The organism is Clostridium sp. MCC345, assembly GCF_018785345.1.
Lineage (GTDB): Bacteria > Bacillota > Clostridia > Lachnospirales > Anaerotignaceae > Anaerotignum_A > Anaerotignum_A faecicola.
Map to the genome: position 1 here is coordinate 67,657 of NZ_WQPP01000012.1, position 24,769 is coordinate 92,425.

General features: G+C 49.5%; 27 protein-coding genes. 24 read left to right on the plus strand and 3 right to left on the minus strand.

Annotated elements, in window-relative coordinates:
• The first annotated feature begins 58 nt into the window (after positions 1-58).
• From GPK49_RS03870 to GPK49_RS03905, 8 genes are all read left to right on the plus strand, one after another.
• Positions 59-472 carry a hypothetical protein gene (locus GPK49_RS03870; protein ID WP_016407406.1) on the plus strand — a complete coding sequence of 138 codons (414 nt, stop codon included), beginning with the start codon at positions 59-61 and terminating at the stop codon, positions 470-472.
• Between the two features lie 296 nt (positions 473-768).
• Positions 769-2,076, plus strand: a complete 1,308-nt coding sequence (locus GPK49_RS03875) for an acetyl-CoA hydrolase/transferase family protein (RefSeq protein WP_016407405.1) — start codon at positions 769-771, stop codon at positions 2,074-2,076.
• 106 nt (positions 2,077-2,182) lie between these two features.
• Positions 2,183-2,626 carry a deoxycytidylate deaminase gene (locus GPK49_RS03880; RefSeq protein ID WP_016407404.1) on the plus strand — a complete coding sequence of 148 codons (444 nt, stop codon included), beginning with the start codon at positions 2,183-2,185 and terminating at the stop codon, positions 2,624-2,626.
• A 96-nt stretch (positions 2,627-2,722) separates the two neighbouring features.
• On the plus strand, positions 2,723-3,235 hold the full coding sequence (locus GPK49_RS03885; RefSeq protein WP_215676809.1) for a CarD family transcriptional regulator: 513 nt from the start codon (positions 2,723-2,725) through the stop codon (positions 3,233-3,235).
• A gap of 95 nt (positions 3,236-3,330) precedes the next feature.
• Entirely contained in the window at positions 3,331-3,975 is a 645-nt protein-coding gene (gene ruvA, locus GPK49_RS03890; RefSeq protein ID WP_016407402.1) for a Holliday junction branch migration protein RuvA, read from the plus strand.
• A 22-nt stretch (positions 3,976-3,997) separates the two neighbouring features.
• Positions 3,998-5,002 carry a Holliday junction branch migration DNA helicase RuvB gene (gene ruvB, locus GPK49_RS03895; RefSeq protein ID WP_016407401.1) on the plus strand — a complete coding sequence of 335 codons (1,005 nt, stop codon included), beginning with the start codon at positions 3,998-4,000 and terminating at the stop codon, positions 5,000-5,002.
• Positions 5,003-5,016: 14 nt separating this feature from the next.
• A complete protein-coding gene (locus tag GPK49_RS03900) occupies positions 5,017-5,280 on the plus strand; it encodes a hypothetical protein (RefSeq protein WP_016407400.1) in 264 nt (87 codons plus the stop codon).
• Positions 5,281-5,392: 112 nt separating this feature from the next.
• Positions 5,393-6,178: a DUF975 family protein gene (locus GPK49_RS03905; RefSeq protein WP_215676810.1), complete on the plus strand. Its 786-nt coding sequence runs from the start codon at positions 5,393-5,395 to the stop codon at positions 6,176-6,178.
• A gap of 62 nt (positions 6,179-6,240) precedes the next feature.
• Here GPK49_RS03905 and addB read toward each other — a convergent pair whose 3' ends face one another.
• Positions 6,241-9,639, minus strand: coding sequence for a helicase-exonuclease AddAB subunit AddB (gene addB / locus GPK49_RS03910; RefSeq protein WP_215676811.1), 3,399 nt, complete (start codon positions 9,637-9,639; stop codon positions 6,241-6,243).
• Between the two features lie 131 nt (positions 9,640-9,770).
• Between addB and GPK49_RS03915 the strand changes: the two genes are divergently transcribed.
• From GPK49_RS03915 to obgE, 16 genes are all read left to right on the plus strand, one after another.
• A complete protein-coding gene (locus tag GPK49_RS03915) occupies positions 9,771-10,181 on the plus strand; it encodes an FMN-binding protein (protein ID WP_016407397.1) in 411 nt (136 codons plus the stop codon).
• A 51-nt stretch (positions 10,182-10,232) separates the two neighbouring features.
• Entirely contained in the window at positions 10,233-10,595 is a 363-nt protein-coding gene (locus GPK49_RS03920; protein ID WP_016407396.1) for a hypothetical protein, read from the plus strand.
• Positions 10,555-11,040, plus strand: a complete 486-nt coding sequence (locus GPK49_RS03925) for a M23 family metallopeptidase (RefSeq protein ID WP_215676812.1) — start codon at positions 10,555-10,557, stop codon at positions 11,038-11,040. The genes GPK49_RS03920 and GPK49_RS03925 overlap by 41 nt, the downstream gene beginning before the upstream one ends.
• 344 nt (positions 11,041-11,384) lie before the next feature.
• Positions 11,385-12,821 carry an Rne/Rng family ribonuclease gene (locus GPK49_RS03930; RefSeq protein ID WP_215676813.1) on the plus strand — a complete coding sequence of 479 codons (1,437 nt, stop codon included), beginning with the start codon at positions 11,385-11,387 and terminating at the stop codon, positions 12,819-12,821.
• 209 nt (positions 12,822-13,030) lie between these two features.
• A complete protein-coding gene (gene rny / locus GPK49_RS03935) occupies positions 13,031-14,554 on the plus strand; it encodes a ribonuclease Y (protein WP_330645256.1) in 1,524 nt (507 codons plus the stop codon).
• 77 nt (positions 14,555-14,631) lie between these two features.
• The gene (locus tag GPK49_RS03940) at positions 14,632-14,997 is read left to right on the plus strand and encodes a hypothetical protein (protein ID WP_016407392.1); all 366 of its coding nucleotides are present in this window, start codon (positions 14,632-14,634) and stop codon (positions 14,995-14,997) included.
• Between the two features lie 116 nt (positions 14,998-15,113).
• Complete coding sequence (locus tag GPK49_RS03945; protein ID WP_016407391.1) at positions 15,114-15,335, plus strand: hypothetical protein; 222 nt, start codon at positions 15,114-15,116, stop codon at positions 15,333-15,335.
• Between the two features lie 278 nt (positions 15,336-15,613).
• On the plus strand, positions 15,614-16,267 hold the full coding sequence (locus tag GPK49_RS03950; RefSeq protein ID WP_215676814.1) for a hypothetical protein: 654 nt from the start codon (positions 15,614-15,616) through the stop codon (positions 16,265-16,267).
• Positions 16,264-16,479, plus strand: coding sequence for a PF20097 family protein (locus GPK49_RS03955; protein ID WP_016407389.1), 216 nt, complete (start codon positions 16,264-16,266; stop codon positions 16,477-16,479). Before GPK49_RS03950 ends, GPK49_RS03955 begins: the two co-directional genes overlap by 4 nt.
• 421 nt (positions 16,480-16,900) lie before the next feature.
• Positions 16,901-17,110, plus strand: a complete 210-nt coding sequence (locus GPK49_RS03960) for a hypothetical protein (protein ID WP_016407388.1) — start codon at positions 16,901-16,903, stop codon at positions 17,108-17,110.
• A gap of 103 nt (positions 17,111-17,213) precedes the next feature.
• Entirely contained in the window at positions 17,214-17,837 is a 624-nt protein-coding gene (locus GPK49_RS03965) for a RecX family transcriptional regulator (RefSeq protein ID WP_215676815.1), read from the plus strand.
• Positions 17,838-17,843: 6 nt separating this feature from the next.
• Positions 17,844-20,096 (plus strand): tetratricopeptide repeat protein, encoded by a 2,253-nt coding sequence (locus tag GPK49_RS03970; protein ID WP_215676816.1) that lies wholly within the window; start codon positions 17,844-17,846, stop codon positions 20,094-20,096.
• Between the two features lie 130 nt (positions 20,097-20,226).
• On the plus strand, positions 20,227-20,532 hold the full coding sequence (gene rplU, locus GPK49_RS03975; protein WP_016407385.1) for a 50S ribosomal protein L21: 306 nt from the start codon (positions 20,227-20,229) through the stop codon (positions 20,530-20,532).
• Positions 20,533-20,541: 9 nt separating this feature from the next.
• The gene (locus GPK49_RS03980; protein WP_016407384.1) at positions 20,542-20,874 is read left to right on the plus strand and encodes a ribosomal-processing cysteine protease Prp; all 333 of its coding nucleotides are present in this window, start codon (positions 20,542-20,544) and stop codon (positions 20,872-20,874) included.
• 3 nt (positions 20,875-20,877) lie between these two features.
• Complete coding sequence (rpmA, locus tag GPK49_RS03985) at positions 20,878-21,168, plus strand: 50S ribosomal protein L27 (protein ID WP_016407383.1); 291 nt, start codon at positions 20,878-20,880, stop codon at positions 21,166-21,168.
• Positions 21,169-21,390: 222 nt separating this feature from the next.
• Positions 21,391-22,668 (plus strand): GTPase ObgE, encoded by a 1,278-nt coding sequence (gene obgE, locus GPK49_RS03990; protein ID WP_215676817.1) that lies wholly within the window; start codon positions 21,391-21,393, stop codon positions 22,666-22,668.
• Positions 22,669-22,798: 130 nt separating this feature from the next.
• On the opposite strand, the gene GPK49_RS03995 is transcribed toward obgE, so the two are convergent.
• A complete protein-coding gene (locus tag GPK49_RS03995) occupies positions 22,799-23,458 on the minus strand; it encodes a YczE/YyaS/YitT family protein (protein WP_016407381.1) in 660 nt (219 codons plus the stop codon).
• Positions 23,459-23,484: 26 nt separating this feature from the next.
• Positions 23,485-24,591 (minus strand): FAD-binding protein, encoded by a 1,107-nt coding sequence (locus GPK49_RS04000; RefSeq protein ID WP_215676818.1) that lies wholly within the window; start codon positions 24,589-24,591, stop codon positions 23,485-23,487.
• Between the last annotated feature and the right edge of the window lie 178 nt (positions 24,592-24,769).

Consider the following 24,769-nt stretch of genomic DNA (forward strand, 5'->3'; position numbering starts at 1 on the left):
AAATTATGAATGATTCAAAGGCATACCACCGGAAAACTATTTAAAGGGGGAGATTGCAATGGTTAAAATTCTTGCAGGCGAAAAAGGTGAAGGCAAAACAAAAAGAATGATCGACATGGCAAATGCAGCCGGCAAAGAGGCAAAGGGCAATATTGTCTTTGTTGATGACGACAACAGCCACATGTACGATTTGCATTATAGTGTGCGTTTCGTAGAAACACCGAAGTTCATTATGGAAGATCCACAGGTATTCAGAGGCTTTGTGTGTGGTATCCTTTCTCAGAACAGTGATATTGAAACCATTTACATTGATGGGTTGAACCATATTATGGACAGAATCAGTGACGCAGATTTCACAGCCTTCATTCAGGAATTGGATAAGACTTCCAAGGAAGCGGAAATGGATATGGTTATGATTATCAGCCGCAAAACAGATGCACTTCCTGCAGAGGTACAGCAGTATCTGATTTAATCTTTTAAAATTGAAACATTCATGAACCGAAAAGGGACTCTTTTTAGAGTCCTTTTTTATTGCAAAGGAATATTGTTTGTAAGAAAAAACAGTTGTAGGACAAAAAGGACAAAATTTGCTTAAATTTTTGTATAATTTGAAGAACAGAACAGTATTTCACTTTACTTTTGGGTTTTCTTTGTGCTAAAATACAAGCTATAGAACGTATTTTGTATGCAGAAATGGAAAAATAGAACAATTCTTTGTTTATTTTTTTTAACGAAATCATGGAGAGAAACCAGAAAGGGAGAACAGACATGAACAAATTTCAGGAAATGTACCGTGCAAAGCTGAAAACAGCAGAAGAGGTTGCAATGTATGTAAAATCCGGTGATATCTGTGCCTGTCCTACAGGCTTGGAGGAGCCCGAAACCATCTGTGCGGCTGTCGGCGAAAGAGCAAGACGCGGCGAAATCACAGGAGTACAGCACCATGCGATTCTGTCCGTAAAGGGCAATGCGTTTATGGACCCTGCACTCAAGGGTAAATATGATTATGTATCCTGGTTTACAGGCGGCGCAGGCAGAAAGGGAATTCAGCAGGGCTACTATACCTATGTACCGAATAACTACAGCACAGCACCCGGCTACTGGAGAGACTGCATGCCCAGACTGGATGTATTCTATGCTGAGGTTTCCCCGATGGACAAGCATGGCTATTTCTCCTGCGGCATGGCCGGGGCAGAGGTGGTTGCGCTGAGAGATAAGGCAACGATCATCCTGCTGGAGGTCAATGAAAAAATGCCCCGTGTTATGGGGAATAACCTGATTCACATTTCTCAGGTAACGGCTCTGTGCGAATCCTGCCATGAGCTGCTGGAGCTGCCCGAAACCGTACTGACAGAAACAGATAAGAAAATCGGTCAGATGATTGCGGACGAGGTTCCCAACGGCGCAACCCTGCAGCTGGGGATTGGCGGCGTTCCCAATGCGGTTGGCGTTCTGCTGCGCGATAAGAAGGATCTGGGTCTGCATACCGAAATGTTTACAGACAGCATGGTTGACCTGCTTGAATGCGGCGCAGTTACCAATATGAAAAAGCCCATCAATGTCGGCAAAACGATTGCCACACTGGCTTGGGGCACAAAGAAAATGTACGAATACATGGATGATAACCCTGCATTTGAAATGCACCCCGTTGATTATACAAACAACCCCTATGTCATCGGTCAGCATGACAACTTCATTTCCGTGAATGCCTGTGTAGAGATTGACCTGTTTGGTCAGGTTTGTGCGGAATCTCTGGGCACACTGCATTACAGCGGTTCCGGCGGTCAGGTGGACTTCGTGCGCGGTGCGAACCTTTCCAAGGGCGGCAAGGGCTTTATCGCGATGACTTCTACCGCGAAAAACGGTACGGTTTCCAAGGTAAAACCCGTGCTGACACCCGGCTCCATTGTGACAACCTCTAAGAATGAAGTGGACTTCCTGGTAACGGAAAACAATATTGTTCGTCTGAAGGGCAGAACCGCAAGCGAAAGAGCGAAAATGATTATCTCTCTGGCGGCACCCGAATTCAGAGATGAGCTGCTGTTTGAAGCAAAGAAAATGAATCTGATTGTATAAGTGGTAGTAACACAAAAGCCCGACCGAAAGGTCGGGCTTTTGTGTTGCGTTTCGGATAGATTTATGGTATGTTGAAACAAAACCATGGAAAAAGGAGGTAGGAGCGGTGAGAAAAAGCTGGGACGAATATTTCATGGAAATTGCTGAGATTGTAAAAACGCGCTCGACCTGCCTGCGCAGACAGGTGGGGGCGGTGATTGTAAAGGATAACCGTATCATTACGACAGGCTACAACGGTGCGCCATCGGGGCTGCGCCACTGCACGGACATCGGCGGCTGTGAACGGGAGCGGCTGCATATTCCCTCGGGACAGCGGCATGAGCTTTGCCGCGCACTGCATGCGGAGCAGAACGCCATCATTCAGGCGGCGAAGGTGGGTGTGAGTACGGAGGGGGCGACGATTTATATTACTTTGCAGCCCTGTGTCATCTGTGCGAAAATGTTGGTTAACGCAGGCATCACGCGTATTGTGCACAGGGGCGAATACCCCGACCCCCTTTCGCAGTCCATTCTGGCAGAGGCAGGGATTGAGGTTATGGCAATGGACTGATTTTTCGGGATTTTTCCCATTTGCATCAGAAAAAAATTTTGTGGTATACTTATATCAGAAAAGCTTATGAATATGGAGGATGCAGGAGGGAGAACGATGTTTCGGAAGGGTGAATATGTCATTTATGGAAATAACGGTATTTGCTGCATCGAGGAGATTGGTGTGCCGCGCGATACGCCGCTGGGAGACAGCGGGAAGGAATATTACACGCTTGCGCCGGTATTTTCCAGTGGGAAAATTTATGCGCCTTTGGATACGAAGGTATTCATGCGCCCGATTCTGACAAAGGCGGAAGCGGAGAAGCTGATTTTGCAGATTCCCGAAATTCGGGCAGAGGAGGTCATTGGGCAGGATGTGCGCGCCCTTGGCGAGAAATACAAGGGCTGTCTGGATACGCACCGATGCGAGGATTTGGTCAGGCTGATTAAAACCGTTTACCGCAAGGAGAAAAGACTGGAGGAAAACGGCAAAAAGCTGGCAAAGACTGAACGGGAATACAGCAAGCTGGCGAAGGAACTGCTTCACAGAGAATTTTCTATGGCACTGGAGGTTCCTTATGATAAGGTGGAGAATTATATTACGGAAAAAGTGGCGGCATTGCAAAAGTAAGATGAGGCATAACCCTGAATCGAGTGGATTCGGGGTTTTTGTTTGGCTTGCGCTTTCTTTCTGCTTTGGGTATAATGAAGCTAAAAGAGAAACGAATGTTCTCTTGTATTCTGAAGAAATTTGGTGAGAATATGATTTCCTATATCAAAGGCACATTGGAACGACGCGGCGAGAATGACATTATTGTGGAGGCAGGCGGTATCGGCTACCGTATTTTTGTATCCCCTGCCACATTGGCGAAGCTGCCGCAGACGGGCGAAGCGGTGCAGATTTTTACATATTTCAGCGTGAAGGAGGATGGTATGAGCCTGTACGGCTTTGCGGCGAGAGAGGAGCAGGAGATGTTTGAAAAGCTGCTGCTGGTAAACGGCGTAGGCCCGAAGGGGGCATTAGGCTTTCTTTCGGTGCTGAACCCCTCAGAAATTGTGATGGCAATTTTATCGGATGATGTGAAAACGCTTTCCAAGGCACCGGGGGTCGGCAGAAAAACAGCACAGCGCGTGATTCTGGATTTGAAGGATAAATTCAAAACAGAGGATGCGGTTTCCTCGTTTGAGGGGGCGGCAGGTATTGCGGAAAGCGTTGGCGGCGGTGATGCGAAATTTGAAGCGATTGATGCTATGACGGCGTTGGGCTACAGCCGCAGTGAGGCGGCACAGGCGGTCAATGCGGTTGCGGCAGAGGGCATGACAACAGAGGATATTTTGAAGGCGGCGCTCAAGCGTATGATTACCTTCTGAGGATAGAGGACAGGTGTTTTAGTTGGAAAACAGACGGATTTTGACGACAGGCTTGCGGGAGGAAGACCGCGAGCTGGAGCCAAAGCTGCGCCCTGCCACGCTGGAAAGCTACATCGGGCAGGAAAGCGTAAAGGAGAATATGCGCGTATTCATACAGGCGGCAAAGCAGAGGAAAGAGGCACTCGACCATGTGCTTTTATATGGCCCGCCGGGGTTAGGGAAAACTACGCTCTCGAATATCATTGCAAACGAGATGGACGTGAATATTAAGACGACCTCCGGCCCTGCGATTGAACGCCCGGGGGATATGGCGGCGGTGCTGAACAGCTTAAATGAGGGGGATATTCTCTTTATTGATGAAATTCATCGGCTGAACCGCATGATTGAGGAGATTCTTTATCCTGCGATGGAGGATTTTGTGATTGATATTATGATTGGCAAGGGGCCGGGGGCACGCTCTGTGCGGCTGGATTTGCCACGGTTTACGCTGATTGGCGCAACGACTAGAATCGGGCTTTTGACGGCACCGCTCCGTGACAGATTCGGCGTGGTACAGCGGCTGGAGCCATACAGCGTGGAGAATCTGAAAATCATTCTGAAGCGCTCCGCTGCGGTTTTGCAGGTGGAGATGGAGGAAGGCGGTGCAGAGGAGATTGCGCGCCGCTCCCGTGGGACACCGCGACTGGCAAACCGTATGCTCAAGCGTGTGCGTGACTTTGCGCAGGTGCGCTATGACGGGGTGATTACGGAGGAAGTGGCGAGATTCGCACTGGATTTACTGGATATTGACAAGGTGGGGCTTGACCAGACGGACAGAAAAATGCTGCTGACGATGATTGAAAAATTCGGCGGAGGGCCCGTTGGGCTGGATACCCTTGCGGCATCCATCAATGAGGAATCCGAAACGATTGAGGATGTTTATGAGCCGTATTTATTGCAGCTGGGGTATATTCAGCGCACCCCCAGAGGACGCGTGGTGACAAGGCTTGGCTATGCCCACTTCGGCATGACACCGCCTGAGGGCTGAAAGGAGAAAAACGCATGAAATTGAAGATAAATGAAGTGATTGAGGACGTAAGAGATGAGCTGCTTTGCTACGAGGAGGGCGAAGCGGTGGTAGATAGCTGGGAAAAGGAATTTCGGGAATGGATTGAGAAAAACAAGGGCAAGCACAAGGATATTGTTGCCGACAAGAACGGTGTTTTTCTGAAAATCAAGGACGAGGAGGAAATTTTCGAGATTGCGGATTCCTATCTGGATGCCGTTGCGGAAGGAAATGTAAAGAAATATTGGGAAACCTTTTAAGCCGGAAATTGATTTTCTAAGATTTTCTTAAGAATCGGGCGGCGCTGTTGTGTCGAAGAATGTTTTCTGCTATGCTGAAAGAAAAGGTCAGCTTTTGAAAGGGGGACACAATATGAGATGTGCGGCGGATTTTCGGGCAGAGGCAAGAGCAGCGTTAAAGGGACGCTGGGGACTTGCAATCGGGATTGGCTTTCTTGCGATGGTTCTGGGCGGCATTGCCGGTGTCGGTGGGCTTGATGTGAATTTTGTAATGGTAGAAGGCAATTTTCAGATGACCCTGGATATTTTCGGGCAGAGGCTGAATCCGGTAGAAATGATGCGCAATATCGGTGTGGGCAGTGCTTTTCTGGTATGGCAATATCTTTCTGTGGCTGCTGCTCTGGTTGCGATTGTACGATTGATTGTCGGATCGTTTGTCGGAGTTGGCTACATGAAATTCAATCTGGATCTGATTGACGGTGAGGAAGGCAGATTGGAAACGCTGTTTCGTTATGTCAAACAGTGGGGAACGATGCTTGCGGCTGTTTTATTGCAGGCGGTGTATATCATCGGCTGGACGCTGCTGTTTATCATTCCGGGACTTATTGCGGCATATCGTTATCAGCTGACAGGCTATATTCTGGCGGAAAACCCCGAAATGGGCGCAAATGATGCCATTACCCGCTCCAAGGAGCTGATGAAGGGGAATAAATGGCGGCTGTTCTGTCTGGATTTCAGCTTTATCGGCTGGGATATTCTTTCGGTTTTTACATTAGGCATTGGGGATTTGTGGCTGACACCCTATCGAACTGCGGCAGCGGCGGCGTTCTACAGAGAACTGGTGCCCTTGGAAAAGGGAGAGGAACCGGAGGAAATGCAGGAAACACAGACAGAAGAAGATGTTATTTTGGAAGAATAAGATAGAAAAAGGAAAGTCCTTCCCATGGGGGTAAGCCTGTGGGAGGGACTTTTTTTGTATAATTATTCGGTTTCGGTGGGCTGTTTGGGGGTGATGCTTTCCCAGAAATCCGCCTTATCGATTTTCTTCAGCTTGCGCCACCTTGGCGCTTCCCCGTAGCTATGGCGGCAAAGGGAACGATAGCTGCAATAGCTGCAGGGGGTGCGCTGCCCATCGCGATAGGGGGCAGGGGTGATGATGCCTGCCTTCATGGCATCGCCGAGTTCCTGCGTGCGTGTGGCAACGAAATCCAGAATGGCGGCATACTGCTCCTCGGTTGCGAGATTTGAGGCGGCGGTAGGGTCGCCTTTTTTGGTATAGCCGATAGGCACAATGGCAGAGGCTTGGCTTTCGGCAAGGCTATGGTCTATGCCATGGATGAGGACATCCTCCTGCAAAAGCAGACCGGACATCCGCATTTTTTCATAGAGGATTTTTTCGATTGCCTCGGCGGAAAGCTCCTCATCAAGGGCAAGGGTGGGGTCTGTGATGCGGAAATAAAAGACACCGCCCGGCTTGAAGGATGCGCCTGTCTTTTTATAATACTTCAAATACGCATCCAGATAAACCAGAAGCTGTAATTGCAGACCGTAATAAATATCCTGAAAATGGAAGGTCTTATTGCCCGATTTGTAGTCGATGATTTTGACATAGCGTGTGCCGTTGGCATCGAGCAAATCCACGCGGTCGATTTTACCATTGAGAATCAGACTGCCGCCATCCTGTAGGCGAATGACAATCGGGGGGAGGGCTTCATGTGCGCCGAAGCCGACCTCATAGCCTGCCGGAACGAAATCTCCCTGCTGTAAATGCTGCACCAGCGTCCATGCGGCACGGGTGGAAATGCGTTTCAGGCGGCGGATAAGGTATTGATTTGCGGCAGAATCCAGAAGGATACGATTGCCCAGACGAGGGGCGGCATCCTCTACGGCGGCATGGATACGGGCAGTGGTTTCCTCCTTCGTGAGCGATGTCCAAGGGAGATTGTCCTGCTCCAATTTGTTGGAGAACAGCTCCAGAACCTCATGGAACAGAGACCCCAAATCGGGGGTATTGAGCTGATACAGCCGCCGTTCCTCCGCTTTCAGACCATATTCTGCGAAGAAGGAGAAGGGACAGCCTGCGAAACGCTCCAAGCGGGAAACGCTCGAAAAAATATTTTTGCCATAAAGCGCCTTTGCCGTTTTCGGGGAGAGCCGCTCGAGCTTTGCCGTTTTGCCGATGCCCTGCTTCAGAAGGGAAAGGTGCTTCTGCCATTGGCTGTTTTCGTCAAAAAAGCCATAGATATTCTGCCAGAGGGGAGAAAGCGGCGCTTCTGCCGTTGCCTTCCGCATTTCGCCGCCAAGCAGATGGAAAACGGCGGCAGGGGCGGTTTCTTCTAAATCGAAGGCGGGCATGGGCTCGATTTGCAGGCCTTCATCCAGACGCTGCAGTCGTTCAATCAGAGAGGAGGGGGACAGCTCCCGACCCTCGGCATCATTGGCGGCATAGGTGAGCCATAGACCCTTGGAGGGTCTGGTTAAGCCGCGATAGATGAGGAATTGCTCCTCGAAGATTTTCTGCTTGCCGCCGCTTGCCAGTTCTATGCCTTGGGCGGTCAGAAGGTCGCGCTCGACTTCGGTGAAAATGCCCTGCGCCATGGCGGGAGAGGGGAGAACGCCTTCATTGACACCAAGCACGAAAAGATATTTGATTTCAGGCAGGCGGCTGCGCTCGATATCCCCGATCAGAAGGCAATCGGCGGTCGGCGGAATGACACCCATGGAGCATTTTTCCAGACCTGCCTTGAGAATTTTTGCCATTTCTTCTAAGGTGAGTTCTTCCTTGCCGAGGATGGCATCTGCCTTTTCCAGAACATCCATGACAAGTTGCCAAATCTGGCGGTATTCCTCTGCCTTATTGAGATTGCCTGCGGCGGTGGCGGACTGTGCCCAGTCATCGAGCGTTTCGGCGGCGTGGAGCTGTTCCAGATGGGAAAGCAATGCCTGCAAAAATTCCCGAAGGGGGAAGGCCTTCTTCTGCGGAAGGGTAAGAAGGGGGGCGAAGGGCGCAAGCACCCTGTCCCGCAGGGCATTGACCGCATCTACGGCTTCTGCGCCCTCGCGTTGGATGCCATAATCCCAGGTATCCTGCCGCCACTTCCAGCCCTTGATGCCATAGGCAAGGACGTAGTTTTCCAGAATATCGATTTCCTCTGTGGAAAGCAGGCTCAAGCCAGATTTTAAATAGGAAAAAACGGCTTCATATTTAAAATCATACACCAGAATATCCAACAGAGAGGTCAGCAGGGTGACCAGGGGGTGTGCGGTGGTTTCGCGGCGCGCATCGATAAAGCAGGGGATTTCGTATTCCTCTAAAATGCCGCGCAGACTCTTTTCGTACGCCTCCATGGCGTTTGTTACAATGGCAATCTGGCGGAAGCGCAGACCCTCCTCGCGCACCAGACGGAGGATTTTGCCTGCGGTAAAGCGAATTTCCTCCTGCAGGGAAGGGCAGGCAACCACATGCACGCTTTCTGCAAGCGGTGCCTTGCGGAAAAAGCTGTGGAAATATTCCTGCTCCAGATTGCGGAGGGCATCCGTTTCGGCACGGAAATTTTTTTCAAGAAGGGTCGGCGGCACGGGGGCAAGCTGTAATTCTTCTGCCAAAGCGAGCAGCTTTTTCTTCGTCAGATATGGTTCGTAAAACGGCGCAGAGGGCGGCAGGAATGCACCGTAAAAGCTGTTTTTATCCATCGGCAGGGTGATGTTGACCTGTGCGGAAAGCTGCAGCAGGCGGCGGATGACGCTGTATTCCTGCGGCGTGAAGCCATAAAAGCCGTCCAGCCAGAATTCCGTATCAGCAAAGCCAAGGCTTTCATCCAGACGCTCCGCCAGAAGCCCAAGGGTTTCATCGGCGGAAATATATTCCTGCCTGAGAAAATCCAGATAGGAACGATAGATACGGTTCAAATCAGTCAGCTTTTCTCTTGCGGCATGGGAAAGCCCTTCTGCCTGTGCGAGGGTTTCTGTATCCTCCGGAGAAATGCGGTACTGAAAAAATTCGGAGATGGTCAGACCCAGCTGGTTGATAAAGCCGGGCTGCTCCAGAACGCTGTGGAAATAGGAAATATTGTCCTTTTCCGCCAGAAGGATTTTTCGCAGTGCCATTGCCTTGCCGATATCCCCCAGAGGGAGGCGATTGCCGATTCCCTTTTTGGAGAACACCCGATGCGCCAGACGACCGAAGCTGAGCACTTCGGCGGTGAGGATGGCGTTCTGCCCGGTTGCGGCAATCAAATCCCGTTCCGCCTGTGAGGTGAACTGCTCGGGCACAATGAGAATCTGCCGTTTCGCTCCCGTATTCGATTGATGGATGATTTCCTCTATGCAGAGGTGGGTTTTGCCTGTGCCGGCTCTGCCGATGATGAAACGCAGTCCCATTTTTATCCCTTCTTTCTGATTCGTTTCTTCCTCTATGATACAAAAGGGACAGCCTTTTTTCAAGGGATGACAGCATAAAGAAGGAAAAAACGGAATATGGTAGGGATAAGAAGGACTGAGGAGGGATTTTCGTGGGGCGCACGAGGTTTATGGTAGTGAAGGCGAAGGAGTTAATCAAAACAGCGGTGTTTGCGGTACTGGGTGTGATTATTCTGGTGGGGTTGATTGCATTTTTTCTGAATATGGGGAAGCATGACGGCGCATATCGGGACGGTACCTATTACGAGGAAATGCAGCTTGGCGAAGAAACGGCGGAGATTGCGGTAACGATTGCGGAGGGGCGCATTGCGGAGGTTTCCATGGAGGAGGCAACAGAGGCGGTGGCGGTGTTTTATCCCCTGCTGGCAGAGGTGACGGAAACGGTCGGGCAGGCGGTGATTGAAAACCAATCGGCAGAGATTGCAGTGGAGAGCGAGAATCCACATTCTGCACAGGCGATTCTGGATGCGGTGGCGGCGTGTCTGGAGCAGGCGGAGAGATAAGCGCAGGTCGAAATCCTGATTTCGACTGAAAGAAAGTAGGGAGGAATACGCATGACGGAGCAGGAAAAACGCCGACGCAGGAGAGAGATGGAGCGGCGGATGCGCGCAAGGCAGAATTTTCGGGGGAGAGAAGGACAGGAGCGAAGCGGCACGCTCGCGTTTCGGACGTATGTGACGGCGGTTTTGGTGGGCGGCTGTCTGCTGATTTCTTTATTTGAGAGCAAAACCTCGGATATGGTCTGCAATAAGCTGAAGGAGACGATTGCTTACCAGATTTCGACGGAGGAAGTGCAGAAATGGAAAAGCAGAGGGGCGGCACTGCGGAAGGGCGTGGAGGAAAGTTTGCCTGTTTTTCGGGAAAAGCAGGAAAGGGATGAAAGGGTCTACCGTCCCGATACGGAAGAATCGCCCTAGTGTGCTGGTGTGGAAGGGACTTGCATGGGAACAGAAAACGGAGGACTGGCTTGCGCCTGTTTCGGGGGTGGTGACCTCGGACTGCGGCAAGCGGGAAAACCCCATTTTACATAAACAGGAGCTGCATGACGGGTTGGATATTGCCGTTCCAGAGGGGACAGAGGTGGTAGCGGTTAAAAGCGGCAGGGTGACGGAGGTGCGTACTTCTGCGACGTATGGCAAGCTGCTGCGATTTGAAACAACGGACGGGTATACGATTTTATATGCACACCTTTCAGAGATATTGGTGAAAAAGGGGGAGAAAATCAAGCAGGGACAGGTGGTGGCAAAATCAGGGAATACGGGGCTTTCCACAGGGCCGCATCTGCATTATGGGATTTATCGGGATGGGAAGCTGCTGAACCCGATGGAGTATTTGCCGGAGAGGGCAACGGAGAAGGTATAGAAATATCATCGGAGGTTGGTGAAGATGAGAAGTTCGCCAGTTTAGAACTTTCACGGCAAAACAAAGGCGTTCTTCCTTACTTTTTATGCTAAAAAGTAACAAAAACCCGGGACCCGTTTCGTAATGGGTCCCGGACCCCCACAGACGAGGAAAGGGACACAAGGTTTCCCTTTCCAAACCCTTCCCCACAGTGCCGGAAACGGCAGGGAGAAAAGCGGCGCAGGCGCGCCTGCATGTTTTAAACCGGCGAATGACTTATTTTCGCTAAGGGTATATTTAAAGAAAGAGGTGCAAAACTTGCTTTTTTCGGGTATGATGGTAGGGAGAAAGGTGAGGGATGCAGCTTGAAACGAGTTTTGATGGATATTTCCGCCGACCTAACGCGGATTGCGTTAGCGGAGGACGGCGAATTAAAGGAATTATATTATGAAAGCAAGCGGGAGGAAAGCCTTGTCGGGAATGTTTACGCGGGGCGTGTGGCAAATGTCATGCCAAATTTGCAGGCGGCGTTTGTAGACATCGGCGCGGAGAAAAACGGTTATTATTATTACGGCAATGCAAGAGCCGTTTCCGATGCAGAGAAAAACAGTGCAAGACCGAAGGTCGGGGATACGCTGCTATTGCAGGTGGAGAAGGATGCAGTCGGCACGAAGGGCGCGGTGCTGACAGGAAAGTTTTCCTTTCCGGGGAAATTTCTGGTGCTCCTGCCTGAGGAGGGCGGCGAAATCGGCATTTCCAGAAAAATTACCGATTCGGCGGAGCGTGCACGGATTCGGGAAATTCTGACGGAGCTTTTGCCTGCGGACTGCGGCGCGATTGTCCGCACAAACGGGGAGGGCAAAAGCAGAGAGGAATTTGAAAGAGAATGGAAGCAGCTTTGGGCAAAATGCGAAAGGCTGAAAACGGGCGAATTTCTGAAGCCGCCTGCGCTGATTTCACAGGAAAACCATCCCGTCAAGCGTGCCGCAAGGGATTTTTACGGCGCGGATGTGGAGGAATATGTGGTCAATGAGGCGGAAAGCTATCGGGAATTGCTGGAAAGCGGAGACTTTAACGGCGAGGGACAGCCTGCCCTCAGACTGCATACCGATGCAATTCCGCTATTTGAGGCGTATTTTCTGGAGAGCCAGAGCGAGAAGGCACTGGACGAGCATGTCTGGCTGAAAAGCGGCGGTTTTCTGGTGATTGAGGAAACCGAGGCTTGCGTGGTGATTGATGTGAACACAGGGAAGGCAGCAGGCAGAGGGGATTTGCAGAAAACGATTCTGAAAACGAATCTGGAGGCGGCGGAGGAAGCGGCAAAGCAGATGCGCCTTAGAAATCTTTCGGGGATTATCATCATTGATTTTATTGATATGGCAGATACGGCGGCGCAGAAGGAGGTTACACAGCGGCTGAAAAAGGCTGTGGCGAAGGATCGCATTAAGACGGTTGTGGTCGGCATGACAGAGCTGGGGCTGATGCAGGTGACGCGCAAAAAGACCAGACCCTCCCTGAAGCGGCAGATGACAACAAAATGCCGTGCCTGCGACGGCAGCGGCAGACTGCCCTCGATTGAATGGACGGTGACAAGGATGCGCAGAGAGGTGGAAAGCGTTTTTGCACATACGATTTATAACGAGCTGACGGTGCAGGCGGACAAGCGTCTGCTGGCTGCCTTTGCCGGACAGGACGGGGCATGGAAAACGGCACTGGAGGAAAAAAGCGGCGGCACGATTCTTTTAAAGGAAAGCGAAATGGGCTTTGGGCAATATGCCATGGAGAAGCGGAAGAAAAAGTAAATGTATGAAAGCGCCGCAAAGGCGTTCTCTTTGTTGCTTTTGCTCTTTGTACGCTTTACTGTGCTGAATTGTTTCTTGACACACATGTGAAAAAGTTATAAAATGAAAAAGGTGTATTTTCGCCATTACTTACAGATTATGTAAAACAATTAAAAATTGCACTTTGAAAACTGAATAAGAGGGAGGTGTTTTTCATTAATCCGATAAGTATGATTTGTGCTGTCGTAGGTTTGCTGATTGGCGTTGTCATCGGTATTGCATACCGCAAGAAGATTGCGGAGGGCAAGGTTGGCGTTGCAGAGGAAAGAGCCAACAAGATTGTCGAGGATGCAGTAAAGGATGCAGAGGCCAAGAAGAAGGAAATTCTTCTGGAGGCAAAGGAAGAGAGCATTAAGACAAAAAATGAACTGGAAAGAGAGGTTCGTGACAGAAGAAACGAGCTTCAGAAAAATGAAAGACGGCTGTTCCAAAAAGAAGAAACTCTGGACAAGAAGGTAGAGGCTCTGGAAAGAAAAGAGGAGCACATGACCAAAAAGCTGGAGGATTTGGACAGACAGAAGGAAGAAGCAAGGGAACTGAGAGAAAAACAGCTTAGAGAGCTGGAGAGAATTTCAGGACTGACCACCGAGGAAGCAAAGAATCACATTCTGGCAATGGTGGAAAATGATGTGAAGCACGAGGCAACCCTGCTCATCAAGGAAACGGAAAGCAAGGCGAAGATGGAGGCGGAAAAACGCTCCAGAGAAATTGTTGCAAATGCAATTCAGCGCTGTGCGGTTGACCATGTGGCAGAAACAACGGTTTCTGTTGTGCAGCTGCCCAATGATGAGATGAAGGGACGTATCATCGGTCGTGAGGGCAGAAACATTCGCGCCTTGGAAACACTGACAGGCATTGACCTGATTATTGACGACACGCCGGAGGCAGTCATTCTCTCCGGGTTTGATCCCATCAGGAGAGAGATTGCAAGATTGGCACTGGAAAAGCTGATTGTAGATGGACGTGTACACCCTTCCCGTATCGAGGAAATGGTGGAAAAGGCAAGAAAAGAAGTGGAAACCACAATCCGCGAGGAAGGCGAGTCTGCAACCTTTGACACAGGTGTCAATGGGCTGCATCCCGAACTGGTAAAGCTGTTGGGAAAACTGAAATACCGCACCAGCTATGGACAGAATGTATTGAAGCACTCTATCGAGGTATCCCATCTGGCCGGACTGATGGCGGCAGAGCTGGGGGTAGATGTCGTTCTGGCGAAGCGTGCAGGCTTACTGCATGATATCGGTAAGAGTGTGGATCATGAAATGGAAGGCTCTCATGTCAGCATCGGTGTTGGCTTGCTGAAGCGTTACAAGGAAAACCATACCGTTATCAATGCGGTGGAGGCACATCATGGCGATGTGGAGCCGCAGAGCATTATCGCGGTGCTGGTACAGGCAGCAGATGCCATTTCTGCGGCAAGACCCGGCGCAAGACGCGAAACCTTGGAATCCTACATTAAGAGATTGCAGAAGCTGGAGGAAATTGCGGACAGCTTCAAGGGCGTTGAAAAATCTTTCGCAATTCAGGCAGGGCGTGAACTGCGAATTATGATAGTACCCGAAGATGTGACGGACGAAGGTATGACACTTCTGGCAAGAGAAATTGCTAAGAAGATTGAAGAAGAACTGGAATACCCCGGTCAGATCAAGGTAAATCTGGTGAGAGAGACCAGAGCCGTGGAATACGCAAAATAATTTTAACACCTGAAACAGAAAGAGCCATTCGGAAACGGATGGTTCTTTTTTGGTATTTTGATGAAGGAGGAAGCAGCATGACGATTGATACCTTTTCTTTCAGATATGCCGATACGGCAGGATTTATGGAATGGTTTCGCTATAACCCGGCGCAGGGACTCTGGATTGACAGATGTGACGGGGCAATGCAGGCGAAGCGGTGCCGGATGACGGAGGAGGAGTTGGCAGAGCTGGAGGAAGTCATCCGCGCGCATAAAATTGACGAATGGAATGATTTCTGCAAGTTGGATTTATGTATGTGCAGCGGCAACAGCTGGACGATTCATGTGACCTACAGGGAAAGCAGGGACGAATATATTCATGCGATGGGACACAGTGAAGCACCTGACGGATTTGCGGAGGGCAAGCGTGCGATAGAAGCATTTTTTGAGCGATATCTTTAAAAAGAAGGGGCTGTGGGGCAAAAATGCCCCATGGCTCTTGTATTTTACGGCAGTTTGTGGTATGTTTAAAAAAGGAAGAATTGGAAATATCAGGTAATTCGCAAGGAGGGACAAAAATGTACACTGCTTTTTCCCCGGGGACAAAAAATCTATTTCTTGTGCTGTCTGCTGCCTGCTGCATTGTGGCATTTTTTTTGATGGATGCCATGCGGAAGGAACAGAAGCGCAGAAAATGGGTCTGTGGGATATTGCTGTGTATTCTGGTTGCGATAGCTGTGGCAGGGTTTCATGAGGCGAAGCAATCGGCAGGGGTGCTTTCGGCGGCAGGCTGGATATAAGGGAAAGAAAAAATGGCTGTGGGAAGGGATTCCCACGGCTTTTTTATGTTGGAAAGTTTTTTCTGTTGGAAAGGGATTGTCGGGGATTCTGCAAAGGACGGCTTTTTTGTGATGTATACGTTACTTGGGAGAAAGAGGGGGGATTTCTTACGAATTTCTTAATTTTGCGGATGGGAAACGATTTTGCGGCGGGATTTGCTTTACGGGAGGGGAATTTTATTGTATGCTCGAAATAGGAAAAATGCGGCTGTGAAGGGCTACAAAGGAGGGGGATGGCAATGAAGAAGCAAAGGAAATGGGCGATTGGCATTTTGCTGTGTATTGTTGCGGTGGTTCTTGCAGTTTGGGTTGGTGCGGCAAAGGATGAGAAGGACGGAGACAGGGAGAGTCTGTATGAAAATGAGGATTACGGCATTGGGTTTCGGATGCCGCAGGGATATACGGAGAATCCGTTTTATATTTCCGACATGGAAACGGACGGAAATGGGCTAATGGTCGAATTTTTTGCACCGGAGGCAGATATGCAGATTTTCTCCTTCTGGTATCTGGATAAGGCATATTGGGAAAATGAGGTCAAGGAAAGCTATTCGGGGATGTATCGACAGGTTTATGCGGATGAGGAACGAGTGCTGCTCTGCGTTTTTGTGACGGATGTGCAGTATGATCCGGAGAATCGGGAGAAAAAGAAGGAATATGAAAAATTGCATGACTTGCAGGATGAAATGTGCGACAGCTATTATCTCTTTGATGTGCCGGAACGGGGCGAGCCTGTGGGCGAGATGCCGCAGTTTGATATTCCGGAAGGAGATGCACATATAACAGGAGCCGTTGCTGTGCATGATGACAAGGGATATGCATTGACGAAAGAGGAATATCTCTTTCTGGAAAATGGCGGCGACGTTGAGGAGATGCTAAAGGAGAGAGGAAAATGAAATGTCCGATTTGCGGAGGAGAAATGCAGGAGGGCTTCCTTGGGAGCGGTCACGAGATTGTATGGACACCGCAGCCGGGAAAAATAAAACAGCCACGGAACACAAAGGGAGCGGAGCGATTGGAAAGAAATGAGGAGATGCCGTTCTGGTGGATGTATTATTATGTGGATGCAAAACGATGTGAAAAATGCGGATTGATTCTGACAAGATAGATTTAAGGAAAAGAATATACAAGAATTGATGGTTATGAAGTGGCTACAGGTGCTTCTTTTGGATATTCAGGAGATAAAGATAAAGCGAAAACTGCAAAGAAATGCAGAACGATTGAGCATAATACATTTCCTGTAAAATGAGAAGGGTGTGAGAGGAATGAAGATGATAAAAACGCGAAAGGGCGCTTTGCTTCTGATTTTTTTTCGCCGATACTCAGTTGGATTGTTTCGTTCCTATATGCTCTGGTCGGGTTTGCCGATGCAAGCCTGCCTTGGCTTCTGACGGATATTTCTATAAAAATTATCGGCGTTTGCATCTTCGCAGAACAGATGAAGGATAAATCGGAATAGAGAAATTAGCCGGTATGATGAGATAAATAGGAGTAGGAGATGTACCTGCTCTTTAGGAGTTGATAACTTTATGAAAAGATTGCAATTGATTCTTTCGATGGGCTTTACGACGCTTGGATTGTCCTCGGCATTTGGCTGGACTTATATCAGATATGGACTGGCAAAGCTGAGTGGAAGCTATTATGAGAATATCGGGGAGTATCTGCCGGTGTGGTTGATTGTGTTGATTGTGCTTTCCTTCCTGATTCAGCTATGGATGATTTTTTATAAAGACGAATAACGAATTGCCCCCTTTGCCGACCTGCGGCGAGGGGGTTATTTTTATGAATGGCGCAGGAGGAAAAAACGTGGTATAATATTTTACTACGAAAGGAGGCAGTGCCATGCTGATTACAGCCATCACGCAGCAGAAGCGTGACCCGAGCAGATACAACATTTTCATTGACGGTGAATATGCCTTTGCACTGCCTATGCAGGATATTCTGTATTTCAAGCTGAAGGAGGGGCAGGAGGCGGCGGAGGAGACGATTGCCTTTATCCGCAAAAACCTGATTTACATTAAGGCGCAGGACACGGCCTTGCGTTTCCTTGGATACAAAATGCGGACGGTGAAGGAGATTCGCCAAAAGCTTCTGGAAAAGGAGTTTGCGGAGGATGTGATTGCACAGGTGCTTGCCTTTCTGGAAAAATACGGCTATGCGGATGACAGGGAATACTGTCACAGATATATCAGAGAAAAGCTGCGGCTCAAGCCGAAAAGCGGCTATGCGCTCGGACTGGAGCTGCGGCAGAGGGGCGTTTCCTCTCGTATCATTGAGGAAGTGCTTGCGGAAACGGAGATTGACGAGGCGAGCGATGCCCTGCGGTGGCTGGAGAAAAAAAGCCGCGGACAATGGCCGCCCGAAAACGAAAAAAAGAAAAAACAGCTGTTTGATTTCCTGCTGCGGAAGGGCTATTCCTACGATATCATCAAGGAGGCGTTTCGGCAGATGGAGGAACGGAGGTGAAAGCAAATGGCTTTTTATATCGGAGAAATGAAGAAGGTACGGAACAGCTTTTTTGAGGCCTACAAGGATGGGGACTACAAAAAAGCGATTGTTCTGGGGAATAAGCTATTGCAGATTTATGCGGAAAACGATGACTGCGACTGTATTGAGTATGCGGTGGATATGAGCAATCTGGCGATGGTGTTTGACCGCTTGCAGCTATATCCGCAGGCGGAGAAATATTACAAGCAGGCGGCGGAGCTGAAGAAGCGCTGCGGCGGAGAGAGCCTTTCCTATGCGGACACGCTGAACAACCTTGCGATTGTATACAATCAGACGAACCGACAGACGGAGGCACTGCGTCTGCACCGGAAGGTGATGGAGATTCGGGAGGCAAAGCTTGGCAGGGAGCATGCGGATTTTCTGCACAGCCTGTACCATATCGGGAATACATACGAGCTTTTGGGGGAATATGACAAGGCGATCGACTACCATGCGATGGCATTGAGGAACAATACCTTTTCTACACTGGAGCTGGCGGATGTGCATGGGGCGCTTGCCAGAGCCTATGAGGCGAAGGGGAATTATAAAAAGGCAATCTATTATTACGAGATTTGTCTGGATCTGATTGAGAAGGCGCGCGGCTGTGATACGTTTTATTACATGATGAACGTGCTGACGCTGGCTTCTGTCTGCGAAAAGGCCGGACTATTGGATTTGGCGGTGGAATACTGCGAAAAGGCGGTGGAAATCCGCAGAGAGCTGATGAGCGAGGAGCATCTGGATTTCATCAACAGCCTGAATTCTCTGGCGGCGCTGTGCTGTAAGGACGGGCAATATGACAGAGCACTGGAGGTGCATCGGGAGGTTCTGGAGATTGTGGAGCGGATGCTGGGGAAGGAGCATATTTTTTATGCGGATGCGCTGAGCAACCTCAGTGTGGATTACGGCGGCAAGAAGGAATTTAAAAAGGCACTTGCGCTGAGCAAAAAGGCTTTGCAGCGGAAGAAGGAGCTTCTGGGCGAGGAAGATCCGCAGATTGCGGCGTGCCACATGGCGATGGGGACGCTGTATGAAAGCATGGGCAAGGCGGAGGAGGCTTTGCAGTGCTATGAGGCGGCGGAGGCACTGCGCAGTACGATTGCGGACGGAAGGAATACAGCCTATGCGGATACGCTGACGGCAATCGGCAAGCTTTACGAAGGACAGGAGGCATACGACGAGGCGGAGCGCTTTGTCAGAAAGGCACTTGAGGTGCGGAAAAGCTGTGGCGATGAAAAAAGCGGCATGTATCTCTGGTGTTTGCATCTGCTGGCGGAAATCGAGCGGCGGCAGGAGGATTTCGATGCGGCGGTCGGACATTGCCGGCAGGCGGCGGAGATTGCGAAGGAACGCTTCGGAGCAGAGCATCCCCGTTATGCAACGGCGTTGGAAAAGCTTGGACTGATGGAGGAAGCGGCAGGCAATCTGGAGGAGGCGGAGGAGGTCTTTACCACAACGGCAGAAATTCGCAAGGAAATGCTGGATGAGGATAATCCGCTGTATCTGGGAACCTTGGAAGCACTGGCGCGTGTATTTGTGAAGCAGGAGGCATACGAAAAGGCAATCGAACTGTATCAGGAAAAGAATGATTTGAATTTTGAGGAAACACCGCAGGAGCAGATGGCGGCGGCAAATAATCTGCTTGCGATTGCGAACTGCTATCGCCTTTCGGGTGTAGAGGAAAAGGCGGCGGCGTATTTTGCGGAGGCAGAGGCAAAGCAGAAGCGGAGCGGACTGCCAATGGATGAGACCTACGAAAAGCGCAGAGGGCTTTATCTGCGGCAGAAAATGGAGCATGCCATGCCGCCCAAGCCGAAGAAGGGTGGAGATATTCGGAAGGAGCTGGAATATTACAGCGCGTTGGCGCTTTCTATTCGCAACAAGGAGGGCGAGGGGCAGAGCTTTGCCAAGGTGCTGCTGAAAACGGCTGCGCTGCATGCAAAGCTGGGAAATCAGCGGGATACGGAAACGCTGCTTGACCGTGTGCTTTCCATCGGGGCGAAGGAGGGGGTATTTACGACCTCCTTCGGCAGACTCTGCGACCGCGTTGGCAGGATTTACGCCGAGGCAGGCAGCAAGAATAAAGCGGAGGCAACGCTGAGACAGGCATACCAGATTCAGACGATGACCGAAAAATGTATGACCGGACAGGGACAGGCACTTCTGCTGCGCCTGTTGCAGGAAAAAGGCGATGAAAAAGCCTATTTTGCAGTAAAAAATGCAGGAAAATTGGAATAATTCAGTTGACAGGGCGGTTTGGGTGTGGTAGTATATTGAAGTATGTTCAGCCGCGTGGAGAGGTTCGAGAAAATCGGAGAAAGGCTCCGATTACCGTATCCAGCGAGTAAAATTGCGAGGAGGTGTCAACATGTACGCAATTATTGAAACCGGTGGTAAGCAGTATAAAGTATCCGAAGGTGATATCATCACAGTGGAAAAGCTGGCAGTAGAAGCAGGCTCCGAATACAAATTCGATAAGGTTCTGGTTCTGGCAAAGGAAGGCGATATCAAAGTAGGTGCTCCTTACGTGGAAGGTGCCGCTGTTACAGCATCCGTAATCGGTGACGGCAAGGAAAAGAAGGTTGTAGTTTACAAATACAAACCTAAAAAAGGTTTCCACAAAAAAAGAGGCCACAGACAGCCTTTCACAAAGCTGCAGATCAAATCCCTGTAATTTTCAGCTATGATTAAAGCAAGGATTTATCGCAAAAATCAAAAAATCTGCGGATTTGAGATTTCCGGTCACGCAGGTTATGCACAGGCAGGCGAGGATATCGTTTGTTCTGCGGTAACAGTGCTTTGTTTTAACACAGTCAACGCTGTGGAGAAATTCACTGACATCCCATTCAAGGCGGATGTGGATGAAAAACGCGGCGGTTATCTCAAAGTCTTGTTTCCCCTTGAGGGAATGGAGGACCATGATACACAGCTTCTTCTGAAAACGCTGGTCATGGGGCTTTCCGATATAGCATTAGAATACAAAAACTATCTCACTTTGATACATGAGGAGGTGTGAAGTATGTTCAGATTGAACCTTCAGTTCTTCGCGCACCATAAAGGCGGCGGTTCCACAAAGAACGGTCGTGATTCCAACGCGAAAAGACTTGGTGCAAAACGTGCAGACGGTCAGTATGTACTGGCTGGCAATATCTTATACACACAGAGAGGCACAAAGATCCATCCCGGCGTAAACGTTGGCAAGGGCGGTAACGATACACTGTTCGCTCTGGTTGATGGTCGTGTAAAATATGAAAGAAAGGGCAGAGACAAAAAACAGGTTTCTGTTTACCCTGTCGAAATCGCTGAATAAGATTTGCGAAGGCTTCAAATGATAATACCATTTCATTTGGAGCCTTTTTTCAATCAGAGAAAGCAGAAAGAAGACTTGACAGGTCTAACGGATGCAGAGCTGTGAAGTCTTCTTTTATAGGAAATATCAAAAGGATATTGTTGATTTTAAAGAAAAATGTTCCAACCCCGCCGCAAAGAAGGTTTGCGGCAAAGCCCCAAGGAAGGAAAGGAGAATTGGAAAATGTTTGTAGATAGAGTCAAGATTCATGTAAAGGGCGGCGACGGCGGCGATGGTAAGGTTTCCTTTTACAGAGCAAAATACATTACGCACGGCGGCCCCGATGGCGGCGATGGCGGCAAGGGCGGCAATGTGGTTTTTGTCGGCGAAAGCGGCATGAGCACACTGATGGATTTCCGCTATAAGAGAAAATTTGTGGCAACGCCCGGCGAACCCGGCGGCAAGCGCAACTGCTTCGGCAAGGACGGCGAGGATATCATCATTAAGGTGCCTGTCGGTACGGTAATCCGTGAGGCGGAAAGCGGCAAGGTAATGGCGGATATTACAACGGCAGGCGAGGAAAAAATCCTCATCCACGGCGGCAAGGGAGGCAAGGGCAATCAGCACTTTGCAACCCCCACCAGACAGGCCCCCAGATATGCAGAGCCGGGCAGAAAATCCAAGGAATATGATGTCATTCTGGAATTAAAGCTGATTGCGGACGTTGGTCTGATTGGTTTCCCGAATGTTGGGAAATCCACACTGCTTTCCATGGTAACAAACGCAAACCCCAAGATTGCAAACTACCACTTTACTACACTGGCACCCAACCTTGGTGTTGTGGAAGGACGCTTTGGGGACAAATTCGTGATGGCGGATATTCCAGGTCTGGTGGAAGGTGCGAGCGAGGGCGTTGGCTTGGGACATGAATTCCTGCGCCATGTGGAACGCACGAAGGTATTCATTCATGTGGTGGATGCGGCAGGCGTAGAAGGGGATGACCCTGTGGAGAATGTGGAAAAAATCAACCGCGAGCTGGCAGAATATAAGGAGGATTTGCTGAAGCGTCCACAGGTGATTGCGGCAAATAAGACGGATATCCCCGGCTCTGAGAAGAATGTGGCACGGCTGAAGGAGGCTTATGAGCCACAGGGCTTCAGGGTGTTCCCCATTTCTGCGGCAACGAATAAGGGGCTGGATGAGCTTCTGACAGAGGTCGGCAGAATTTTGAGAGAATATCCTGAGGATATTGTATTCGAGGAGGAATACGAAGAATATGATGAAGTGAAGGTCGATCAGGAGCCCTTTACCATCGAGGAGGTCGAGGATGGCTATTTCGTGGTTACAGGTGTCGGCGTAGAAAAAATGATTGGCTACACCAATATTGATACCGAAAAAGGCTTTGCCTTCTTCCAGAAATATTTGAAGGAAAAGGGCATTATCGAGGCCTTGGAGGAAAAGGGTATCGAAGAAGGCGATACGGTTCATATTTACGATTTGGACTTTGAATTCTGGAAGTAATGAAGGATGTCGGTGCATCCAAATCAGAAAGCAAAAAAAGCAAGAAATTCTGAAAAATCGGAATTTCTTGCTTTTTTATATAAGAACGATTTGTTTTCTGATTTGGAAGGTCGCTTTTGACAGCCTTTTTTTAATGCGACAACAGCAGCTTTGTTGCTTCCAGAAGATTCAGATGCTTGACATTTCTTGGCTCAAAGTGCATGATGCGGCAAACGATTTGCAGAGCCGTTCCCGCAACAAAAACGGAAATGACGGTGCCGATGCCGATAGGGCCATCCAAGACCCAGCCAATCAGCAAAACCACGCCGACGATGACGGACTGCACCAGACCGACGGGATGATTTGGGAACCGCTTGCCCAAGGCGATTGTCAGAGAATCGCGCGGGCCGCAGCTTTGCCCGGCAGACATATAAAAATACTGCCCGAAGCCCATCACGAACAGCCCGACAATAACAAGAATAATGCTCAGACAGAGATTGCGGCTGACGGGAATGGGATGGAAATACGAAATCCAATCGACATAATTGCCGACTAAGAGGGCATCCAAAATTGTGCCGAAGCCGATTTTTTCCTTCAAAAGCAGGTCAATCCCCAGAATAATGATACCGCTGACGGTATGAACAAAGCCGAAGCTCAGCCCGACCTTGCCGGAAATTGCCATGGAAAGACATTCCCATGGGGCAATGCCGATATTTGCCTGCACGGTCAGATAGACACCGCAGGAATAGAGAAACAGCCCGAAGGCAGATTTTAGAATTGCTTTTATCATTTGCAGGGATTTGTTTTGCATTGAGGTCTCCTTGTATTTATGGACGCTTATTTTTTTGCGAAAAACGGAGGATTCGCAAGGGTTTCTGTGATTTTTATGCTTTGGATACCGCTTTTCATCACCAGCTTCCGCAGGAAGGAACGATAGAGGAAGGGACTTTTCAGCACCTTCGTGAATAATTTCAAGCGCAGAGGCAGGGTTTTCTGCCAATAGCGTTCATTCGGATTGCTGCGGGGGTGGTTCAGCACGCCGCTGAGTGTTTTTGCACTGCCGATGGCGGAGCTGATGCCCTCCAAGGAGCTTGCGCTGATAAAGCCGGCAGCTTCACCGATGAGGAAAATTCCCTTTTCTCCCTTGCAGAAATCGCGGAAGGACGCAGGACGCAGCACCAGACATGCCTCTGTTTTCAAGGGCGCGCCGAAACGAAACCCGATTTCCTCCAGCTTTGCCTTTTGCCGTTCAAAGCGTTCTCTGGCATGATCCAGAGGAAAGGCACCGCCGAAAATAAACTGATGATCCTTGGAAATCGACCACGAACAGCAATCTGTTGTTTCCGGATCAAAAATGCAGGAATAAAACGGGTTCGGGTGTGTTTCGGGGAACCATTGCTGTATGGAAAGATACCGGCGCAGCTGCTTTTCGGGATAGAACGTTCTTCTGACGATGGAATTTGCGCCGTCCGCCCCGACAAGAAATTTCGCTCGAACGGTGCGGATTTGCTTTGTTTCCAAATCCTGATAGGAAATGAGAAAGCCGCCGTTTTCCCGTTTCAGCTCTGTGCAGACAGCGTTGCTGTGCAGCTCTACCGTTTTCGGCAGGAGAGATTCCAGCCAAAGATCGAATTTATGGCGATCCATATTGATATAGAACCGCTGATAATGGCGAATCAGCTTATTTTTTAAATCAATCGTTTTTACGGCGAAAATCTGCGGATCGACCAGAACATCCTTTGGCAGGGTCAGGTCAAAGCTTGCCAGTGCCTTCTGTGCATCTGTGCAGATGAGACCGCCGCAGGGCTTCTGAAAGCCATCTCCATGGGGGTTCTTTTTATCAATCGCGATGATTTTATACTTTGGGTGCAGGAGTCGCGCGAGCGTTGCGCCGGCAGGCCCTGTGCCGATGATGGCGATATCATACAAATCCTTTGCTTTCATACAAACACTCCCTTTCAAGAGAAGTGTAGCACAAAAGGGCTTCGGAAAACGAAATGTCCGAAAACCTTAGGGCATTTGTAAGAAAATCTTAAGGATTTCGAATTTGTAGATAAGTATAACATGAAGGTGGTGTGGATGCAACCATACATACTTTTCTTTTCCGGAGAAAGAATAGGAG

What these genes read in the sequence shown, in the direction of transcription:
- GPK49_RS03995 (WP_016407381.1), bottom strand. Translation starts at nt 23,458, where the DNA reads ATGCAAAACAAATCCCTGCAAATGATAAAAGCAATTCTAAAATCTGCC.
- GPK49_RS03965 (WP_215676815.1), top strand. Translation starts at nt 17,214, where the DNA reads ATGCTGATTACAGCCATCACGCAGCAGAAGCGTGACCCGAGCAGATAC.
- GPK49_RS03960 (WP_016407388.1), top strand. Translation starts at nt 16,901, where the DNA reads ATGAAAAGATTGCAATTGATTCTTTCGATGGGCTTTACGACGCTTGGA.
- GPK49_RS03885 (WP_215676809.1), top strand. Translation starts at nt 2,723, where the DNA reads ATGTTTCGGAAGGGTGAATATGTCATTTATGGAAATAACGGTATTTGC.
- rpmA (WP_016407383.1), top strand. Translation starts at nt 20,878, where the DNA reads ATGTTCAGATTGAACCTTCAGTTCTTCGCGCACCATAAAGGCGGCGGT.
- GPK49_RS03875 (WP_016407405.1), top strand. Translation starts at nt 769, where the DNA reads ATGAACAAATTTCAGGAAATGTACCGTGCAAAGCTGAAAACAGCAGAA.
- GPK49_RS03870 (WP_016407406.1), top strand. Translation starts at nt 59, where the DNA reads ATGGTTAAAATTCTTGCAGGCGAAAAAGGTGAAGGCAAAACAAAAAGA.
- GPK49_RS03900 (WP_016407400.1), top strand. Translation starts at nt 5,017, where the DNA reads ATGAAATTGAAGATAAATGAAGTGATTGAGGACGTAAGAGATGAGCTG.
- rny (WP_330645256.1), top strand. Translation starts at nt 13,031, where the DNA reads ATGATTTGTGCTGTCGTAGGTTTGCTGATTGGCGTTGTCATCGGTATT.
- GPK49_RS03970 (WP_215676816.1), top strand. Translation starts at nt 17,844, where the DNA reads ATGGCTTTTTATATCGGAGAAATGAAGAAGGTACGGAACAGCTTTTTT.
- GPK49_RS03955 (WP_016407389.1), top strand. Translation starts at nt 16,264, where the DNA reads ATGAAATGTCCGATTTGCGGAGGAGAAATGCAGGAGGGCTTCCTTGGG.
- GPK49_RS03945 (WP_016407391.1), top strand. Translation starts at nt 15,114, where the DNA reads ATGTACACTGCTTTTTCCCCGGGGACAAAAAATCTATTTCTTGTGCTG.
- GPK49_RS04000 (WP_215676818.1), bottom strand. Translation starts at nt 24,591, where the DNA reads ATGAAAGCAAAGGATTTGTATGATATCGCCATCATCGGCACAGGGCCT.
- GPK49_RS03950 (WP_215676814.1), top strand. Translation starts at nt 15,614, where the DNA reads ATGAAGAAGCAAAGGAAATGGGCGATTGGCATTTTGCTGTGTATTGTT.
- GPK49_RS03925 (WP_215676812.1), top strand. Translation starts at nt 10,555, where the DNA reads ATGAAAGGGTCTACCGTCCCGATACGGAAGAATCGCCCTAGTGTGCTG.
- rplU (WP_016407385.1), top strand. Translation starts at nt 20,227, where the DNA reads ATGTACGCAATTATTGAAACCGGTGGTAAGCAGTATAAAGTATCCGAA.
- GPK49_RS03905 (WP_215676810.1), top strand. Translation starts at nt 5,393, where the DNA reads ATGAGATGTGCGGCGGATTTTCGGGCAGAGGCAAGAGCAGCGTTAAAG.
- ruvA (WP_016407402.1), top strand. Translation starts at nt 3,331, where the DNA reads ATGTTCTCTTGTATTCTGAAGAAATTTGGTGAGAATATGATTTCCTAT.
- GPK49_RS03980 (WP_016407384.1), top strand. Translation starts at nt 20,542, where the DNA reads ATGATTAAAGCAAGGATTTATCGCAAAAATCAAAAAATCTGCGGATTT.
- addB (WP_215676811.1), bottom strand. Translation starts at nt 9,639, where the DNA reads ATGGGACTGCGTTTCATCATCGGCAGAGCCGGCACAGGCAAAACCCAC.
- obgE (WP_215676817.1), top strand. Translation starts at nt 21,391, where the DNA reads ATGTTTGTAGATAGAGTCAAGATTCATGTAAAGGGCGGCGACGGCGGC.
- GPK49_RS03940 (WP_016407392.1), top strand. Translation starts at nt 14,632, where the DNA reads ATGACGATTGATACCTTTTCTTTCAGATATGCCGATACGGCAGGATTT.
- GPK49_RS03920 (WP_016407396.1), top strand. Translation starts at nt 10,233, where the DNA reads ATGACGGAGCAGGAAAAACGCCGACGCAGGAGAGAGATGGAGCGGCGG.